Consider the following 17,992-nt stretch of genomic DNA (forward strand, 5'->3'; position numbering starts at 1 on the left):
TGGGAGAGTAGGACGCCGCCGAACAAATTTTGGAGAAAGCCCCTTCCCGGGAGACCGGGGAGGGGCTTTCCGCATTTCCGGACCCTTTCCGGACCTGTTCCGGGACCTGTTTCGGACCGCTCTGGGGGAGTGGCCGGGAGCGGCTGGAGGTGAACCGCTGACGTCCGGCCGGCCCCTGCCGAGCCCCGGGTGAGTCCCGCCCGCGCTTTCGCGCCCCGGTCGCGGCGGCGCCCCGGACCAGGGATCGCGTCGAGCCGGAGACCGCAGGGAGTGCCGTTCCGGCCGGCTCGGCGGTCGCCGCACTACTCCGTACCGGCACCTCGCACAGGGCCCGTCACCGTCAAAAACCTGCTAAATCTACCGATTCACTGGTCTGATCAGCGGAAAACTGACCCAAAAGCCGTAGTCTCGAAACCGGCGAACAGGTGTCCGGGGGCGCAGCTCCCGGGCGGCACGAAAAATGGGACGTATGGCACGCGGCAGGCTGCGGATCTACCTCGGGGCAGCGCCCGGGGTCGGGAAGACGTATGCCATGCTCGCGGAGGCCCACCGGCGCCTCGACCGGGGCACCGATGTGGTGGTCGGGTTCGTCGAGCACCACAACCGGCGGCTGACCGCCGAGCTGATCGACGGGCTGGAGTCCGTGCCGCGCCGGGAGCTGATCCACCGGGGCGCCGTCTTCACCGAGATGGACGTGGACGCGATCCTGGCGCGCAAACCGGCCGTCGCGCTGGTGGACGAGCTGGCGCACACCAACATCCCCGGCTGCCGCAACACCAAGCGCTGGCAGGACGTCGAGGAACTCCTCTCAGCCGGCATCGACGTGGTGTCGACGGTCAACATCCAGCACCTGGAGTCGCTCGGCGACGTGGTCGAGGGGATCACCGGTGTCCGGCAGCGGGAGACCGTGCCGGACGCGGTGGTCCGTCGCGCCGACCAGATCGAGCTGGTCGACATGTCACCGCAGGCGCTGCGTCGGCGGCTGGCACACGGCAACGTGTACGCGCCGGAGAAGATCGACGCGGCGTGTGCCAACTACTTCCGCCTCGGCAACCTGACCGCCCTGCGCGAGCTCGCTCTGCTCTGGACGGCGGACCGGGTGGACGAGTACCTGCAGCGGTACCGCGAGGAACAGGGCATCGAGAGCACCTGGCAGGCCCGCGAGCGGATCGTGGTCGGGCTCACCGGCGGGCCCGAGGGCGCCACCCTGATCCGCCGTGCCGCCCGGATCGCCGCTCGGGGGTCGGGCGGCGAGGTGCTCGCCGTGCACATCTCCCGGTCGGACGGCCTGGCGGGCAGCGGTTCCCCGCAGGCGCTGATCGAGCAGCGGGCCCTGGTGGAGAGCCTGGGCGGCAGCTTCCACACCGTGCTCGGCGACGATCCGGCGGCCGCGCTGCTGGACTTCGCCCGGGGCGTCAACGCGACCCAGATCGTGCTGGGCTCCAGCCGCCGCCGCGCCTGGCAGTACATCTACGGTCCGGGCGTGAGCGCGACGGTGACCCGGGACTCCGGCGACATCGACGTGCACATCGTCACGCACGAGCACGCGGCCAAGGGCCGGGGCCGGATCCCGATCCGCAGGGTCACCGACCTCGGCCGTACCCGGACGGTGGCCGGCTGGCTGATCGGTGTGGCCGGGCCGCCGCTCCTGGCGGTGTTCCTCACCCAGGTGCACGGGCTCGGCCTCTCCACCGACATGCTGCTCTTCCTGTCGCTGACGGTCGGCGCGGCGCTGATCGGCGGACTCTTCCCGGCGATCGCCTCGGCGCTGGTCGGCTCCACGGCGCTGAACTACTACTTCACGCCCCCGGTGCACACCTTCAACATCTCCGAGCCGGAGAACATCTTGGCGGTGGGCATCTTCACCGCCGTCGGTATAGCCGTGGCCTCGGTCGTCGATCTGGCCGCCCGTCGCACCCACCAGGCGGCCCGCAGCCAGGCCGAGGCCCAGACGCTCAGCGCTCTCGCCGGCACGGTGCTGCGGGGCGCACCCAGCGGGGACAGTCTGCTCACCGTTCTGCTCGACCAGGTCAGGGAGACCTTCCAGCAGGACTCGGCCGCCCTGCTGGAGCGGGCGGGCGAGCACGCCCCGTGGCGCGTCGCCGCCAGCGCCGGGCTGCGTCCTCCGGAGCGTCCGGAGGACGGAGACGTGGACGTGCCGGTCGGCACCGAACTCGCCCTGGTGCTGTGTGGGCGGGTGCTGCCGGCCGAGGACCGCCGTCTGCTCGGTGCGTTCGCCGCTCAGGCCGCCGTCCTGCTGGAACGCCGCCGACTGGCCGGCGAGGCCGCCGCGGCCCGGCGTGAGGCCGAGGGCAACCGCATCCGCACCGCCCTGCTCGCCGCCGTCTCGCACGACCTGCGCACCCCGCTCGCGGGCATCAAGGCCGCCGTCAGCTCCCTGCGCACCGAGGACGTGGAATGGGACGAGGCCGACGAGGCCGAGCTGCTGGCCGGGATCGAGGCGGGTGCGGACCGCCTCGACCACCTGATCAACAATCTGCTCGACATGAGCCGCCTGCAGACCGGGACGGTCACCCCGCTGATCCACGAGATCGACCTGGACGAGGTGGTCCCGTTCGCGCTCGGCGGGGTCCCGCTGGAGGCCGTCAAGCTGGACGTGCCCGAGACCCTGCCGATGATCCACGCCGATGCCGGGCTGCTGGAGCGCTCGCTGGCCAACCTGATCGAGAACGCCGTCAAGTACAGTCCCGACGGTGTGAAGGTGCTGGTCAAGGCCGATGCTCTGCATCCGCCGGGCGCGCCCGGCCGGGTCGAGCTGCGGGTGGTGGACCGTGGTCCCGGCGTGCCGGAGGCCGCCAAGGAGCGGATCTTCGCGCCGTTCCAGCGCTACGGTGACGCTCCGCGCGGCGCGGGCGTCGGCCTCGGCCTGGCCGTCGCCCGCGGCTTCGTCGAGGCGATGGGCGGGACCGTCGCCGCGGAGGACACCCCCGGCGGCGGCCTGACCATGGTGGTCACCCTGCCCGCCGTCGACCTGTCCGACGTCAACTTCCCTGAACAGCCACCGCTGCCACCGAACCGAAAGGCGGAGCCCGAATGACCCGGGTTCTTGTCGTGGACGACGAACCGCAGATCGTCCGCGCCCTGGTGATCAACCTCAAGGCCCGCAAGTACGAAGTCGACGCGGCCCACGACGGGGCGAGCGCCCTGGAGCTGGCCGCCGCCCGGCACCCCGACGTGGTCGTCCTGGACCTCGGCCTGCCCGACATGGACGGGGTCGAGGTGATCAAGGGGCTGCGCGGCTGGACCCGTGTCCCGATCATCGTGCTGTCCGCTCGCCACGCCTCGGACGAGAAGGTCGAGGCCCTGGACGCCGGGGCGGACGACTACGTCACCAAGCCGTTCGGCATGGACGAGCTGCTGGCCCGGATGCGAGCCGCCGTGCGCCGCGCGGAGCCGGTCGCGGGCGAGGACGACTCGATGGTGGTCACCGAGAGCTTCACCGTCGACCTGGCGGCCAAGAAGGTCAACCGGGAGGGCCAGGACATCCGGTTGACCCCGACCGAGTGGCACCTGCTGGAGGTGCTGGTGCGCAACGCGGGCCGGCTGGTCAGCCAGACCCAGCTGCTCCAGGAGGTGTGGGGGCCCGCCTACCGGACCGAGACCAACTACCTCCGGGTCTACCTCGCCCAGTTGCGCCGCAAGCTGGAGACGGACCCCTCGCACCCGCGCCACTTCATCACCGAGCCGGGCATGGGCTACCGCTTCGAGGCCTGACGCTCCCTCGGGCCTTGCCGTTCGAACACTTGAAACCGGTACCCTTCGGGCATGAGTGGTGACAACAGCAGCGCGCAGCCGCAGGGCCGCTTCCGGCGCATGCTCAGCCGTCTGACCTCCTCCTCGGAGGAGTTGCAGGCCCAGGAGCTGCGCCAGGACACGGCGGAGTCGGGCTGTACCCCGATCGCCAGTTGCGGGGACCGCGACGTGGTCACCGTGGCGGGCACCCTGCGCACCGTTACCCTCCGCCCCAGGGCCGGTGTACCCGCCCTGGAGGCCGAGCTCTTCGACGGCAGCGACGCGCTGGACGTGGTCTGGCTGGGCCGGCGGTCGATCGCCGGGATAGAACCGGGCCGGAGGCTGATCGCCACCGGTCGGATCAGCCATGCCCGGGGACGCCGAGTCCTCTTCAACCCCCGCTACGAACTGCGTCCGGCCGGACACGGGAGCGAGTGAGCGTGACCAACCTGCCAGGCGGCGAGCCCGCCGCCCGCACCACCGTGCCCACGGAGCTCGAAGGGTACGTCGAGCACGCTCTGACCGAGTCGGTGGTGGAGTCGGGCGCGCGGGAGTTCGCCGCCTACGAGACGGCCCGGGAGTCCGCTGCCGGGGCCGCGGCGGACCAGGAGCAGCACCACGAGCCGCAGCAGCCGACCGTGCAGGAGACGCCGGAGGCGGCAGCGGCTCGCGAGGCGGCAGCCTCCAAGGAGGCCGCCGACACGGTGATCCAGGCCTTCGGCGGCGTCCGGGGCATGATCGACATGACCCTGCCGGGTCTGGTCTTCATCGTCACCTTCAACCTCACCCACCAGGTCGCCTCGGCGGCCTGGGCGGCGCTCGGCCTCAGCGCGCTGTTCGTGGTGATCCGGCTGTTCAAGCGGGAGACCATCCAGCACGCCTTCAGCGGCGTCTTCGGTGTCGCGATCGGCGCCTGGATCTCGATGAAGACCGGCAAGGCCGAGGACTTCTACCTGCCCGGCCTGCTCTACAACGTCGGGTACTGCGTCGCGCTGGCCGTCTCCGCGCTGGTCCGCTGGCCGCTGATCGGGGTGATGCTCGGTCCGATCACCGGTGAGATGTTCACCTGGCGGAACCAGAACCCGGGCCGGCTGGCGGCGTACACCAAGGCCACCTGGGCGTGGGTGGTGATCATGGGCATCAAGCCGGTGATCCTCTTCCCGCTGTACTTCACCGGCAACGTCAACCTGCTCGGCTGGCTCAAGGTCGCCCTGGGGATCCCGCCGATGCTGCTGGCGATGTACGTGACCTGGCAGATCCTGCTCAAGGCCCCGGCGCCGATCAAGGCGCAGGTCGAGGAGGAGTGACCACACGTCGAGGGCCGTACCCGGCAGCCGGGCACGGCCCTCGACGCATGTGCGGGACTACTTCGCGCCGGCTCCGGCGGAGAGCAGTTCCTCCAGCTCCTCCTCGCGCTCCTGGGCGGCGACGAACAGCAGTTCGTCACCGGCCTCCAGGGTGTCGTCCTTGCCCGGTACCAGCACCCGGCCCTCGCGGATGATGGTCACCAGCGCGGTGTCGACCGGCCAGGTGACGTCGCCGACCCGGGTGCCGACCAGCGCGGTGTCGGCGGCCAGGGTGAGCTCGACCAGGTTGGCGTTGCCCTGGCTGAAGCGCATCAGGCGCACCAGGTCACCGACGCTGACGGCCTCCTCGACCAGCGCCGACATCAGGCGCGGCGTGGAGACGGCGACGTCGACGCCCCAGGACTCGTTGAACAGCCACTCGTTCTTCGGGTTGTTCACCCGGGCGACCACCCGCGGCACGCCGTACTCGGTCTTGGCGAGCAGCGAGACGACCAGGTTGACCTTGTCGTCACCGGTCGCGGCGATCACCACGTGGCAGCGCTGCAGCGCCGCCTCGTCCAGCGAGGTGATCTCGCAGGCGTCCGCCAGCAGCCACTCCGCCATGGGCACCCGCTCCACCGAGATGGAGCCGGGGTTCTTGTCTATCAGCAGGACCTCGTGGCCGTTCTCCAGCAGCTCGCCCGCGATCGAGCGGCCGACGGCGCCGGCTCCGGCAATGGCGACTCGCATCAGTGCTCACCCTCCTGCGGACCCCGCGCGAACGCGGCCTCGACGGCCGCCAGATCCGCCCGGTGCAGCGTCACGTGCACCAGGTCACCCTCCTGGACCACCATCTGCGGCGTGGGCAGCACGCCCTCGCCGAGACGGGTGATGAAGGCGACCCGGACACCGGCGGCCTCCTCCAGGGCGGTGAACCGGTGGCCGATCCAGGACGGCGCGAAGGCCACCTCGGCCAGCTGGATGCTGCCGCTCGGGTCCTGCCAGAGCGGCTCGGCGCCGCTCGGCAGCAGCCGGCGCAGCATCTGGTCGGCGGTCCAGCGCACGGTCGCGACGGTCGGGATGCCCAGGCGCTGGTAGACCTCGGCGCGGCGCGGGTCGTAGATCCGGGCCGCGACGTGCTCGACGCCGAAGTTCTCCCGGGCCACGCGGGCCGCGATGATGTTGGAGTTGTCACCGCTGGAGACGGCGGCGAAGGCGCCCGCCTCCTCGATGCCGGCCTCCTTGAGGGTGTCCTGGTCGAAGCCCACCCCGGTCACCCGCCGCCCGTTGAACCCGGCGCCCAGACGCCGGAACGCGGTCGGGTCCTGATCGACGACGGCCACCGAGTGACCCTGTTTCTCCAGCGCTCTCGCGAGGGCGGAACCCACGCGTCCGCAGCCCATGATGACGATGTGCACGGGACTACCTCACCCAGTCCGTTGGGGTCATGACCTGCGCAAACACCGCTCATCATCCTTCCGCCCCGATGTCCGGGGGTGATCGTCAGGCCGCACCTTCGGTTCGGCGCGGCGGGGCAGCCGGTCCGCTGCTTCCAAGCTCATCATCCGACACGCTAGCCGGTCCACCGAACGCAGTCTCGACGTAGGTGGTACCGCGGGGGACGTTCTCGCAGTAACTGCCCTTACGATTCCTTAACGTGCCTATGCCTGCTGATCTCCCGAAACGCATCCTGATCGGACGCGCGCTACGAAGCGACAAGCTGGGGGAGACCCTCCTCCCCAAGCGGATCGCCCTGCCGGTCTTCGCCTCGGACGCGCTCTCCTCTGTCGCTTATGCCCCCGAGGAGATCCTCCTCACCCTCTCGCTGGCCGGGGCGTCCGCGATCCACTTCTCGTGGCAGATCGGCGTCGTGGTCGCCATCGTGATGCTCGCGGTGGTTGCCTCGTACCGGCAGAACGTGCACGCCTACCCGAGCGGCGGCGGCGACTACGAGGTGGCCACGGTCAACCACGGGCCGAACTCCGGCCTGGTGGTGGCCAGCGCCCTGATGGTCGACTACATCCTGACGGTCGCCGTCTCCACCACCTCCGGCGTGGCCAACGTCGTCTCCGCGGTGCCCGCGCTGCGCGGGCACGAGATGGCCCTCTCGGTCACCCTGGTGATCGTCCTGATGGGCATGAACCTGCGCGGCGTCCGCGAGTCGGGATCCGCCTTCGCGGTCCCGACGTACGCCTTCATGGTCGGCGTGCTCGGCATGGTGGTCTACGGCCTGGTCCGGCACTTTGGCTTCGGGGCGCAGATGCCCGCCGAGAGTGCGGGCTTCCACCTGGAGGCGACTGCGGGCAACGGTTCCCTGGCCGGGTTCGCACTGGTCTTCCTGCTGCTCAAGGCGTTCTCCTCCGGCTGTGCCGCGCTGACCGGCGTCGAGGCGATCTCCAACGGCGTGCCGGCCTTCCGCAAGCCGAAGAGCAAGAACGCGGCCACCACCCTGCTGATGATGGCCACCATCGCCGTGACGATGTTCATGGGCATCATCTACCTCGCCCACCTGACCGGTACCCAGATGGCCGAGTACCCGGAGACCCAGCTGGTGGGCGTCCCGGCGGACTACCACCAGAAGACGGCGCTGGCGCAGATCAGCGAGGCCGTGTTCTCGAACTTCACCCCGGGCTTCTACTTCATCGCCGGCGTCACCGGTCTGATCCTGGTGCTCGCGGCCAACACCGCCTTCAACGGCTTCCCGGTGCTCGGCTCGATCCTCGCGCAGGACCGCTACCTGCCCCGCCAGCTGCACACCCGCGGCGACCGGCTGGCCTTCTCCAACGGCATCATCCTGCTGGCCACCGCCGCGGTGATCTTCATAGTGGCCTTCGGCGCGGACCCGAACCGGCTGATCCAGCTGTACATCGTCGGTGTCTTCGTGTCCTTCAACATGAGCCAGTCCGGCATGATCCGGCACTGGACCCGCCTGCTGCGCACCGAGACCGACCCGGCCAAGCGGCGCCACATGCAGCGCAGCCGGGCGATCAACACCTTCGGTCTGGTGATGACCGCGGCGGTGCTGATCGTGGTCCTGGTGACCAAGATCGGCCACGCCTGGATCGCGATCGCCACCATGGTGGTGCTCTTCGTGATGATGAAGGCGATCCGCCGCCACTACGACCGGGTCTCCCAGGAGCTGCAGGCCGCCGAGGAGGCGGACGACATCGTGCTGCCCACCCGGGTGCACGGCATCGTGCTGGTCTCCAAGCTGCACAAGCCCGCGCTGCGCGCCCTGGCCTACGCCCGGCTGGCCCGCTCGCACACGCTGGAGGCCATCACGGTCAACGTGGACCCGGCGGACACCGAGGCGCTGCGCACGGACTGGGACGAGCGCGGCATCGAGGTGCCGCTCAAGGTGCTCGACTCCCCGTACCGCGAGATCACCGGTCCGGTCCTGGACTACGTCAAGAACCTGCGCCGCAGCAGCCCGCGGGACGTCGTCTCGGTCTACATCCCCGAGTACGTCGTCGGCCACTGGTACGAGCACCTGCTGCACAACCAGAGCGCGCTGCGCCTCAAGGGGCGTCTGCTGTTCAAGCCCGGTGTCATGGTGACCTCCGTACCCTGGCAGCTGGAGTCCTCCGAGCGGCGCAAGCCGCAGCGCGCCTGGTCGGCGCCGGGAGCCGTCCGTCGAGGCGAGCCCAGGCACGAGCGCGTAGAGTCGGGTAATTCCAGCACCGACCTCACCAACGCCAGCAAGGACTCGACTTCGTGACCCGCAACAACCCGTCCCGCTCCTCGGGGAAGTCCGGCAAGGCCGGGAAGTCCTCCAAGCCGGGACAGGTCGCCCGCCCGCGCTGGGGGTCCAAGCCGACGCGCTCGGCCGCCACCGACCGCGAGGGCTACACGGCCCAGACCGCCCCGATCGTCCCCGCCGAGCCGAAGCCCCAGCCGGCCCAGGACCGGCCCGCACCGGCTGCGAAGACCGCTGCCGGGAAGTCCGCGTCGGCTTCGAAGTCCGCGCAGGGCTCGAAGGGCGAGCGTCCGCGCAAGCAGGCCGTCCGCCCGCCGAAGGCGCTGCGCACCGCCAAGCCGGCCCGTGCCGAGCGCACGCCCAAGGCCCCGACCGGCGACCCGCTGGTCGGCGAGCGGTACGAGGTCGAGGTGGGCCCGGTCGCGCACGGTGGCGGCCACTGCGTGGCCCGGCACGAGGGCCGGGTGCTCTTCGTCCGGCACACGCTGCCGGGTGAGCGGGTGATCGCCGAGATCACCGAGGGCACCACCACCTCCCGTTTCCTGCGCGCCGACGCGGTGGAGGTCCTGGAGGCCGCCAAGGAGCGCATCCCCGCGCCGTGCCCGTTCTCGGGCCCCGGCAGGTGCGGCGGCTGCGACTGGCAGCACGTCACCCCGGGCGGGCAGCGCAAGCTCAAGGGCCAGGTGCTCACCGAGCAACTGGCCAAGCTCGCCGGGCTGACCCCCGCCGAGGCCGGTTGGGACGGCAGCGTCGAGCCGGTGGGCGGCAAGCTCCCGGCCGGCGAGGTGCCCGCCTGGCGCAGCCGGGTCCAGTACGCGGTGGACCCGGAGACCGGCAAGGCCGGCCTGCGCCGCCACCGGTCGCACGACATCGAGCCGATCGACCGCTGCCTGATCGCCGCCCCCGGGGTGACCGAGCTGGGCATCGAGGCCCGCGACTGGCCGGGTGTCGAGACGGTCGAGGCGATCGCCGCCAGCGGCTCCTCGGACCGCCAGGTGGTCCTGACGCCGCGTGCCGGTGCGCAGCTGCCGCTGGTCGAGCTGAACCAGCCGGTCTCCATCTCCCGGATCGACGAGCAGGGGCTCTTCCACCGGGTGCACGGCCGGACCTTCGTCCGTGAGCGGGCCGCCGGGCGCACCTGGCGGGTCAGCAACGGCGGGTTCTGGCAGATCCACCCCGAGGCGCCGACCACCCTGGTGGACGCCGTCCTGGACGGCCTGGACCCGCAGTGGGGCGAGATGGCCCTCGACCTGTACTGCGGTGTCGGCCTGTTCGCCGGGGCGCTGGCCGACCGGGTCGGCGAGGACGGCGCGGTGCTCGGCATCGAGTCCAGCAAGCAGGCCGTCGTCGACGCCCGGCACAACCTGGCCGAGGTGGAGAACGTCCGGATCGAGTGCGACAAGGTCGAGTCGCTGCTCCCGCGGACCGGGATCACCTCCACCGACCTGATCGTGCTCGACCCGCCGCGCGCGGGGGCGGGGCGCGAGACCGTCGCGCACCTGGTCGGCCTGGAGGCCCGCCGGATCGCGTACGTCGCTTGCGACCCGGCAGCGCTCGCCCGTGACCTGGCCTTCTTCCGCGAGGGCGGCTACCGTCCGGTCTCGCTGCGGGCCTTCGACCTCTTCCCGATGACCCACCACTTCGAGTGCGTGGCCATCCTGGAGCCGGTCGGGGAGTAAGCGGGTCGGCCGTACCGCGCCTCGGGGCGCGGGGAACGGCGCGAGAAGCCGCGCACCTTTCGTGCAGGCTTCCCGCGCCCTTCCCCGCGCCCCTCCCGTCTGCCGGGCCGGGCGAGAGAGGTTCGCCGGATTGCGGCTGCGTCGCGGCCGGTCGGCGTGCGGGACCGGCCGTAGCCTGCTCGTACCCCGAGGCGGACCCGCTGTGAGGAGACCGATGCGCCCGGTGTCCGACGTCACGGCGAACGAGGAGACGGGCCGTCCGGCGGCGGTGCCGCCGAGCGGGCGGGCGACGGCGCTACGGCTCGCGGGTGCGTGCGCCGGGGCGACGCCGGCGGTGGTGCTGCGACTGGCGGGGGTGCACCCGGCGGCGGTGGTGGGGATGGTGGTCTTCGGCCTGGGGGTGCTGGCGGCCGCGCTGCTGCTGATGTGGGCGGCCGAGACCGCCCGGGAGGACATCGCGGGTCCACTGGCGCTGGCGCTGCTGGCGTTCATCGCGGTGCTGCCGCTGGTGGAACGGCAGGTGGACGAGGTGATGCTGACGGCCGCCCAGACCCTGCTGGCCGTTGTCCTGCTGCTGGACCTGCGCTTCCTGCCGTGGAAGGCGGGGCTGCTCTTCGGACTGTTCGCGGTCCAGTTCGTGCTGCCCGGAGAGAACGCCCGGCTGCTGCTCGGCTACGTCTACCTCGCGCTCGCGCTGGCCCTGCTGACCCGGCGCTGGAGGGAGCTTCCCGCGACCGCGCGGGCCGTCGGTGGCCGGATCGAGGGGGATCCGCACTGAGCTGCGGGCGCGGCGGTCGGACGGCCGGTACGGGCGTGCGCATCCTGTAGGGAGCGGCTCGTGGCCTGCTCACGGCCTGTCCGCGTCCTGGGTACGGCCTGCCTGCGGCCGGGGTACGGCCTCCTACGGCCGTGGTTCACGGTGGCCGGGTCTCCGGGTGATCTCGTTCGGCCCCGTAGCGGTGTTGTGCGCGAAGGGGTGACACGGCGGGTCGGCGGGTATGTTCCCCAGCGCTCGCAGGCGTTTTCCGGCCTTCTGGGAGCACTGGGACCAGGGAGGGCGTGGGGGAGGCCGGAATGCGCCCTTGTTGTGCTAGCACCTCGACGCTAGCGTTAGTTCATGGCGAAGAAGCAGCTGAACGTCCGGGTGGATGCGGCCACCGCCGAGATGGCGCGCGAGCGCGCCGAGCAGCAGGGGATCAGCATGAACCAGTACATCGAACGGCTTGTCAGGCAGGACATGGGCGAGACCGGACGGCTGTTCGTCGACGCCGCCGCGCAGTTCATGAAGGAGTACGAGTCGACCTTCCTCGCCGAGTTCGGCGACGGCCTGCAGGACGTGCGTCGTTGAACCTTGAGGTGGACCTCTCGTGGCTGCTCATGACTGCTGAGCAGTACACCCCCGGCGATCCGCCGGTCACCGACTACGGATCGCTGCTCGCGGCAGTCGCCCGGCACCAGGCCGAAATCTTCGACATCGCCGTCTACCCCGAACCGCAGGACCGCGCGGCGGCCCTGATGCACCAGCTGATCCGGGTTCCGGCACTGGAGCGGAGCAACGAGCTCTTCGCCACCGCCGTCGCCTACGCGTACCTGGTGGCCAGCGGCTGCAGCGTCGCCACCACCGCGCGGGAGGTCCGCAGCCTGGCCCGGGCCATCAGGGAGGGCAAGCTCGGCGTCAGCGGCGTGTCCGACCGGCTGGCCGCCTGGGTGGTCGACGAGGCGGAGGAGGAAGAGGTCCGGGGGGACGACGACGGGGACGAGGGCGACTCCGACTGAGCCCACGGCAGGCCCGCGGCAGGCCCAGAGCAGGCCCGGGGCGGTTCCCCGGGCAGCCCCGGGGAGTTCCTGCGGGGCCGGCGTGCGGCTGGGGCCGGTACCCGAGCGGGCCCGTGACCGGGGAACCGTCGGACAGGACCTAGGCTGGGGGTTTCACCCCACACGGCGAGGAACCACGGACGTTGCTGCAGGACATCGAGCGCTATCTGGCCTGCCCGCACTGCGCACAGCAGCTGGCCCTCGACGGCCGTACCCTGCATTGCCCCGCAGGCCACACCTTCGACCAGGCCAAGCAGGGCTACGTCAGCCTGCTGGCCGGTGACGCGCACACCGGCACCGGTGACACCTCCGCCATGGTCGCCGCGCGCAGCGAGTTCCTGGCCGCCGGCCACTACCGGCCGATCGCGGAGGCCCTCGCCGCAGCGGCGGGCCGGACCGACGGCCTGGTGGCGGACCTGGGTGCGGGCACCGGCTACTACCTCGCCCACGTCCTGGAGCAGGCCGGCGGCGTGGGGGCCGCACTGGACATCTCCAAGTACGCGCTGCGCCGGGCCGCCAAGGCGCACGCCCGGATCGGCGCGGTGGTCTGCGACGCCTGGCGACCGCTTCCGCTGCAGAGCGACAGCGCGGATCTGGTGCTGAACGTCTTCGCGCCCAGGAACGGTCCGGAGATCCGGCGGGTGCTGCGCCCCGGCGGCCGACTGCTGCTCGTCTCGCCGACCTCCAGGCACTTGCGTGAGCTGGTCGCGGCCCTCGGCCTGCTCTCGGTGGACGAGGAGAAGGAACGCCGGATCGACGAGAAGCTGAGCCCCTGGCTGACCAGGACCGACCGGGTCGAGGTCGAGTTCCGGCTCAGCCTGTCGCGGGCCGACGCGGCTGCCGTCGTGGCGATGGGCCCCAACGCCTGGCACACCGCTCCCGGCGTGCTCGCCGCCGCGCTGGCCGAGCTGCCGGAGCCGGTGGAGGTCACCGGCTCGGTGCAGGTGGCGACGTACCGGTAGGGCGGGCGGCCCGTTCGGCCCGCCGTCCGTCGTCCAGTGCGTGGTGGCTGGCGGGCAGCGGCTGCTTGTGGCGGGTGGCGCCGGGCGTCAATCGCCGGGGGCGCACCTGACAATCCATTGGGATGAACCGTGCATGCAGGGACGTTTCGCCTCTCCCCGCGGCAGTTAGGGTGCGCCGGGTGACCAGCGAAGCCGCCCAGTCCGCAGCCCAGTCCGCCGCCGCACCGGCGGGAAGTGCCGCCCTGTCGGCCGGAGGCGTCGTCCAAGGGGCCGGAGGCCCTGCGGGAAGGCCTTCCGCCCGCCCCGCCGTCGAGGAGCTCAGGCTCACCTCGTTCAAGTCGTACCGCCGGGCGACACTCGCGCTCTCCCCGTTCACCGTGCTGTACGGGCCCTCGGGGGTCGGCAAGTCGAATGCGCTCGACGCGCTGGCCGTACTCTCCCGGCTGGCACTCGGCGAGCCGATCGGCCCGTCGCTGGACGGCCTCGGCGGTACCGCCGGGCCGCTGGCCCAGCCGGTCAGGGGCGGTCTGCTGGGCTGCGTGCCGCACGGCCGCAACGCGATCATCCTCGGGTGCACGGTCCGCTCCTGCGCCGGTCCGATCCGGCTCGAACTCGTGGTGCGCACCGACGGGCGGGTCCGGGTCGCCAGGGAGTGGCTCACCTGCGCGGGACGGACGCTGGTCGAGACCGGGGAACAGGACGTGGCGCACGGCAAGGTCAACGTCACCTGGCACAACGACACCCGGCAGGGTGACATCCGGGCGCCCTTCCCGAGCGACAGCCTGATCGTCACCCAGATCCCGCTGCGCGTGGCCGGTTCCTCGGCGGGGGAGTGCAAGGTGCTGGCGGCGGCGGAGCAGCTCCTGACCGCGCTGCGCGAGATCTTCCCGCTGCACCCCGTGCCCGCTCTGATGCGCGACTGGGCGCAGCCCGATCCGGACGCCCGCCTGCTCGGCTCGGCCGCCAACATCTCGGCTGTTCTGGCCAGGGTCAGGAACGACTGCACCCGGCGCTACGGCCGGCTGCTCAAAGCCGTCCAGGCGGCCGCCCCGCACCCGCTGCTCGGCCTGGACGTGGCCCGCCGCGGCCCCGAGGCGCAGGAGCGGCTGCTCGCGGTCTTCGACGAGGGGGTGCTCGGGCGGACCAGCGCGGACCAGGCCTCGGACGGCATGCTGCGGCTGCTCGCGTTCGCCGCCGTGCTGCTGACCGGAGCCGGCGTGCTGGACGTCGAGTTTGCCGCCGAGGTGCCGCCGGCCCATCGCCAACTGGCCGTACTGGCCGAGGATCTGGGAGCCGGGCTGGCCGGCGAGCAGGTCGCCGCGCTGCTGCGAGTGGCTCGCGAGGTGTGTGAGAAGGGGGACGTCCGGCTGCTCGCCGCGTTGAACGATCCGGCTCCGGTGCGGGAGGTGGGCGGTGCCGAACTGGTCGAGTGCCGAAGGGATCCGGCCACCGGCCACAGTGTGCTGCGGCCTGATCCGCCCCGGGTACCGGTGCAGTCGGCGCGGGGGGACCGGGCAGGGGCGAGCGGCACCGCGGCAGCTGCGGGCGCCGAGGGTGCGGCCGGCGCGGGGACGGAGGGGGATGTGCCGGGTGGTGGCGCCGAGGCATCGGCGATGGGGTAGACCTGGGGGTGTGAGTGAGCAGACGAACGGCCCGGCGGGCCCGACCCTGGGGGAGCTGCAGCAGCGGCTCACGGACTTCGCGGCGGCCCGCGACTGGCAGCCGTTCCACACCCCGAAGAACCTTGCGGCCGCGCTGAGCGTGGAGGCGGGTGAACTGCTGGAGATCTTCCAGTGGTTGACACCCGAGCAGGCGGCTTCGGTGATGGCCGAGCCGGACCGGGCGCACCGGGTCCGGGACGAGGTGGCCGATGTGCTGGCGTACCTGTTGCAGTTCTGCACGGTGCTCGGGGTGGATCCGTTGACGGCGCTGGCGGCAAAGATCGAGCGGAACGAGCTCCGCTTCCCGGCGGCCGACCGGGGCCGACGGGGAGGGGGTGATCAGGCCGGGTGATCGCCGGGCCGCCGCCTGGCTCCGCCGACGTGGGCCCCTGAACCCTGAACCCTGAGCTGTGGGTTGTGGGCCGTGGGCCCGGTGGCCCGGTCGGTCGATCCGGGTCCGCAGACCTGGTTTCGCTGGTCCGAGTCCGCCGATCTGGACCTGCCGGACTGCCCACAGTTCACCCGTGTGGGTGACATGAGTTTTCCACAGGGCGGGGTTGTCCACAGGATTCGCCGAGGGTGCTGCGCGGACCCGACTCGAGCAGCACGCTTGCGCCGTGACACACCGTCGACGACGACGGTTCGACGCAAGCGAGGGGAGCGGCGGGTTATGGACGCGCTGCGATTGATCAAGACGTCCCGACACGCGTTGGCGGAGGCCAGGAGCGTGCCGGACGCGCTCGCCGAGGCCTGGCAGGCGGGGCTGCTCACCGAGGCGGTCGGAGCGAGGATCGCCGAGCGCGAATCCGGCGAGACCGCTGCGCTGGGCCAGTTGCTCTGCGATGCCGGGGCCCACACCGTCGGTTGTCTGGACCAGTCGTCCGGTGGCACGTCGGCCGACGGCGGCGCCGATCAGGAGTGGAGCCGGGGCGACTGCGGCGGCGCCGGCCGAGCGGCCCGGCTGGACGAACTCGGTGAACTGGAGCCCGTCCTCGAGGAGCTCGGCCGACTCCTGCACGAGGTCGCCGAAACGCTCGTGGTGCTGGCCTGTGGTGCCGACGGCGAGAGCCTCTACTGGCGGTGCATCGACGGGGTGGACGCCGGGGCCGAGTGCAAGGACTTGGTAGCGGAACTGCTCAGGACGGTACGCAAGCAGTCGGGGGACGAGAGCACGGACGGGGGCAGCGACTCGCCGGACGATGGACACGGCTGGTACGAGGACGAGGAGTGGGACCACCACCGGGAACGGCGAGACGGAGACGATCGGCGGCGCAGCCACCGGCAGCACGGCGAACGCCTGGCAGGGGAGCGGCCGAGCGGGGAGAGGCACCGCGCCGGGCGGGCCGGCACACCGGACTCGACCGTGGAGCCGGACGATGCGGGGACCGGGCCGGTCACGGACCGGTGCCCGGAGCGGGGTCTGCCGACCCTGGTCATTCCGCTGGCCCCACCGGGCGCGTCGCCCGGCTACCGGCCTCCGGTGGACGAGTCGGCCGAGCTGTCGGTGGCGGCCCGTTCCGCAGCGGATCAGCCGGCGCCGGCGTCCCCGCCGTCGGTGGACCGGTTCGGCTGTGCGCCGGAGGAGCGGAGGTCTGCGCCGAGACCGGCCAGTGAGTCGTTGACGGACGCGAGCAGTGCCTGCATCTGTTCGAGCAGACTGCCGGGCGTGGTGGTCGCGGGAGCGGCGGGATCAGTAGTGGCGGGCACGCCTGCGGCGGCTGCTGTCCGTGGTGCGGTGGGTGCCTCGGACCTCGGTTCGGACATGAGGGGACCTCTTCGGCTCGGTGGTGCGGTATGAGGCGGCGGGTGTCGACGCCGTCGGTTCAACGAGCAGCCGCGGCACGCGGTCACCCCCGACCACTCCTCGCGGTCCGAGACCCGCGTCCTGCCGACCGCAGGGGTGGGAGCGGACTGCGGTGCGGCGTCGGACTCGGCCGGGCGGGCCGACCGGGTGCGTGGGAAACACCGGGGCCCCCGGTGCCGTCGCGAGGACGACGCCGAGGGCCCCGGCAGGACGCAGGAGGTCAGTTGTGCGCGTGCAGGTCCGTGTTGAGGCCACCCCACGAGCCGGACCGGGCGATCACCTCGACCGCGCCACTCTGCGAGTTGCGGCGGAACAGCAGGTTGTCCTGGCCGGAGAGCTCGACCGCCTTGGCGATCTTGCCGTCGGGGGTGGTGACCCGGGTGCCGGCGGTCACGTACAGACCGGCCTCGACCACGCAGTCGTTGCCCAGCGAGATGCCGATGCCCGCGTTGGCACCGAGCAGGCAGCGCTCGCCGACCGAGACGACCTGCTTGCCGCCACCGGAGAGGGTGCCCATGATCGAGGCGCCGCCGCCGATGTCGCTGTGGTCGCCGACCACGACACCCGCGCTGATCCGGCCCTCGACCATCGAGGTGCCCAGGGTGCCGGCGTTGAAGTTGACGAAGCCCTCGTGCATCACGGTGGTGCCGACGGCCAGGTGCGCGCCGAGGCGGACCCGGTCGGCGTGCGCGATCCGGACACCCGACGGTGCGACGTAGTCGGTCATCCGCGGGAACTTGTCGATGCCGTACACGGCCAGCTGCCCGCCCTGGACGCGGACGGCGAGCCGGGCCCGCTCGACGCTCTCGACCGGCACCGGGCCGATGCTGGTCCAGGCGACGTTGGCGAGCAGGCCGAAGATGCCGTCCAGGTTCTGACCGTGCGGCTTGACCAGGCGGTGGCTCAGCAGGTGCAGGCGCAGGTACGCGTCGTGTGCGTCCAGCGGCTTCTCGTCCAGCGAGGCGATGGTGGTGCGCACCGCGACCACCTCGACGCCCCGGCGGGCGTCACTGCGCAGCGCCTCCGTGGAGCCTGCGCCGAGAGCCGCCTCGGCCTCCTCGGCGGTCAGCCGGACGGTGCCGGCCGGGCCCGCCTCGGCGACGAGTTCGGGGGCGGGGTACCAGGTGTCGAGGACGGTCCCGTCGGTGGCGACGGTGGCCAGACCGACGGCGACGGCGCCGCTTGCGAGGTTGGAGGTTTCAGCAGTCACATCGTGCACGTTAACGAATCCCGGCCGTCGGTGCCGAACTCGCTCACCGTCCGGACGCGGCTTCGCAACGGGGCACGGGTAAAACCCGGTGCTCCGACGGCGCGGGCTCGGCAATACTCAGACGG

The 17,992-nt window shown here is 71.9% G+C and carries 16 protein-coding genes; 13 read left to right on the top strand and 3 right to left on the bottom strand.

Annotated features, from left to right (window positions below; all coding sequences use genetic code 11):
• Positions 1-469 precede the first annotated feature (469 nt).
• Genes ACFC1R_RS29110 through ACFC1R_RS29125 form a run of 4 tightly spaced genes read left to right on the top strand, consistent with a single transcriptional unit; the run spans position 470 to position 5,060 of the window.
• Positions 470-3,058, top strand: coding sequence for an ATP-binding protein (locus tag ACFC1R_RS29110; RefSeq protein WP_375943597.1), 2,589 nt, complete (start codon positions 470-472; stop codon positions 3,056-3,058).
• Positions 3,055-3,735: a response regulator gene (locus ACFC1R_RS29115; protein ID WP_045304445.1), complete on the top strand. Its 681-nt coding sequence runs from the start codon at positions 3,055-3,057 to the stop codon at positions 3,733-3,735. Before ACFC1R_RS29110 ends, ACFC1R_RS29115 begins: the two co-directional genes overlap by 4 nt.
• A 51-nt stretch (positions 3,736-3,786) precedes the next feature.
• Positions 3,787-4,191, top strand: coding sequence for an OB-fold nucleic acid binding domain-containing protein (locus ACFC1R_RS29120; RefSeq protein ID WP_375943599.1), 405 nt, complete (start codon positions 3,787-3,789; stop codon positions 4,189-4,191).
• Between the two features lie 2 nt (positions 4,192-4,193).
• On the top strand, positions 4,194-5,060 hold the full coding sequence (locus ACFC1R_RS29125) for a DUF3159 domain-containing protein (protein WP_375943601.1): 867 nt from the start codon (positions 4,194-4,196) through the stop codon (positions 5,058-5,060).
• Between the two features lie 57 nt (positions 5,061-5,117).
• Here the strand turns inward: ACFC1R_RS29125 and ACFC1R_RS29130 are convergent, their stop codons facing one another.
• Together ACFC1R_RS29130 and ACFC1R_RS29135 are read right to left on the bottom strand one after the other, a co-directional pair.
• The gene (locus tag ACFC1R_RS29130) at positions 5,118-5,789 is read right to left on the bottom strand and encodes a potassium channel family protein (protein WP_375943603.1); all 672 of its coding nucleotides are present in this window, start codon (positions 5,787-5,789) and stop codon (positions 5,118-5,120) included.
• The gene (locus ACFC1R_RS29135) at positions 5,789-6,457 is read right to left on the bottom strand and encodes a potassium channel family protein (RefSeq protein ID WP_375943605.1); all 669 of its coding nucleotides are present in this window, start codon (positions 6,455-6,457) and stop codon (positions 5,789-5,791) included. Before ACFC1R_RS29135 ends, ACFC1R_RS29130 begins: the two co-directional genes overlap by 1 nt.
• Before the next feature lie 245 nt (positions 6,458-6,702).
• Here ACFC1R_RS29135 and ACFC1R_RS29140 point away from each other — a divergent pair, with 245 nt between their 5' ends.
• The 9 genes from ACFC1R_RS29140 to ACFC1R_RS29180 all read left to right on the top strand — a co-directional run bounded on the left by ACFC1R_RS29140 (position 6,703) and on the right by ACFC1R_RS29180 (position 16,651).
• Positions 6,703-8,757, top strand: coding sequence for an APC family permease (locus ACFC1R_RS29140; protein ID WP_375943607.1), 2,055 nt, complete (start codon positions 6,703-6,705; stop codon positions 8,755-8,757).
• A gap of 362 nt (positions 8,758-9,119) precedes the next feature.
• Positions 9,120-10,415: a class I SAM-dependent RNA methyltransferase gene (locus ACFC1R_RS29145; RefSeq protein ID WP_375943655.1), complete on the top strand. Its 1,296-nt coding sequence runs from the start codon at positions 9,120-9,122 to the stop codon at positions 10,413-10,415.
• 214 nt (positions 10,416-10,629) lie between these two features.
• Positions 10,630-11,193 (top strand): hypothetical protein, encoded by a 564-nt coding sequence (locus tag ACFC1R_RS29150; RefSeq protein WP_375943609.1) that lies wholly within the window; start codon positions 10,630-10,632, stop codon positions 11,191-11,193.
• A gap of 339 nt (positions 11,194-11,532) precedes the next feature.
• On the top strand, positions 11,533-11,763 hold the full coding sequence (locus ACFC1R_RS29155; RefSeq protein WP_045304440.1) for a toxin-antitoxin system HicB family antitoxin: 231 nt from the start codon (positions 11,533-11,535) through the stop codon (positions 11,761-11,763).
• A complete protein-coding gene (locus tag ACFC1R_RS29160; protein WP_375943610.1) occupies positions 11,760-12,191 on the top strand; it encodes a fic family toxin-antitoxin system, toxin component in 432 nt (143 codons plus the stop codon). Before ACFC1R_RS29155 ends, ACFC1R_RS29160 begins: the two co-directional genes overlap by 4 nt.
• A 182-nt stretch (positions 12,192-12,373) precedes the next feature.
• Positions 12,374-13,192: a putative RNA methyltransferase gene (locus ACFC1R_RS29165; RefSeq protein WP_375943612.1), complete on the top strand. Its 819-nt coding sequence runs from the start codon at positions 12,374-12,376 to the stop codon at positions 13,190-13,192.
• A gap of 179 nt (positions 13,193-13,371) precedes the next feature.
• Positions 13,372-14,814, top strand: coding sequence for an AAA family ATPase (locus tag ACFC1R_RS29170; RefSeq protein ID WP_375943613.1), 1,443 nt, complete (start codon positions 13,372-13,374; stop codon positions 14,812-14,814).
• A gap of 10 nt (positions 14,815-14,824) precedes the next feature.
• Complete coding sequence (locus ACFC1R_RS29175; RefSeq protein WP_375943615.1) at positions 14,825-15,205, top strand: nucleotide pyrophosphohydrolase; 381 nt, start codon at positions 14,825-14,827, stop codon at positions 15,203-15,205.
• Between the two features lie 318 nt (positions 15,206-15,523).
• The gene (locus ACFC1R_RS29180; RefSeq protein WP_375943616.1) at positions 15,524-16,651 is read left to right on the top strand and encodes a DUF6099 family protein; all 1,128 of its coding nucleotides are present in this window, start codon (positions 15,524-15,526) and stop codon (positions 16,649-16,651) included.
• A gap of 226 nt (positions 16,652-16,877) precedes the next feature.
• Here the strand turns inward: ACFC1R_RS29180 and dapD are convergent, their stop codons facing one another.
• Entirely contained in the window at positions 16,878-17,867 is a 990-nt protein-coding gene (dapD, locus tag ACFC1R_RS29185) for a 2,3,4,5-tetrahydropyridine-2,6-dicarboxylate N-succinyltransferase (protein ID WP_375943617.1), read from the bottom strand.
• Positions 17,868-17,992: the final 125 nt, after the last annotated feature.

Source organism: Kitasatospora sp. NPDC056138 (assembly GCF_042264695.1).
Lineage (GTDB): Bacteria > Actinomycetota > Actinomycetes > Streptomycetales > Streptomycetaceae > Kitasatospora.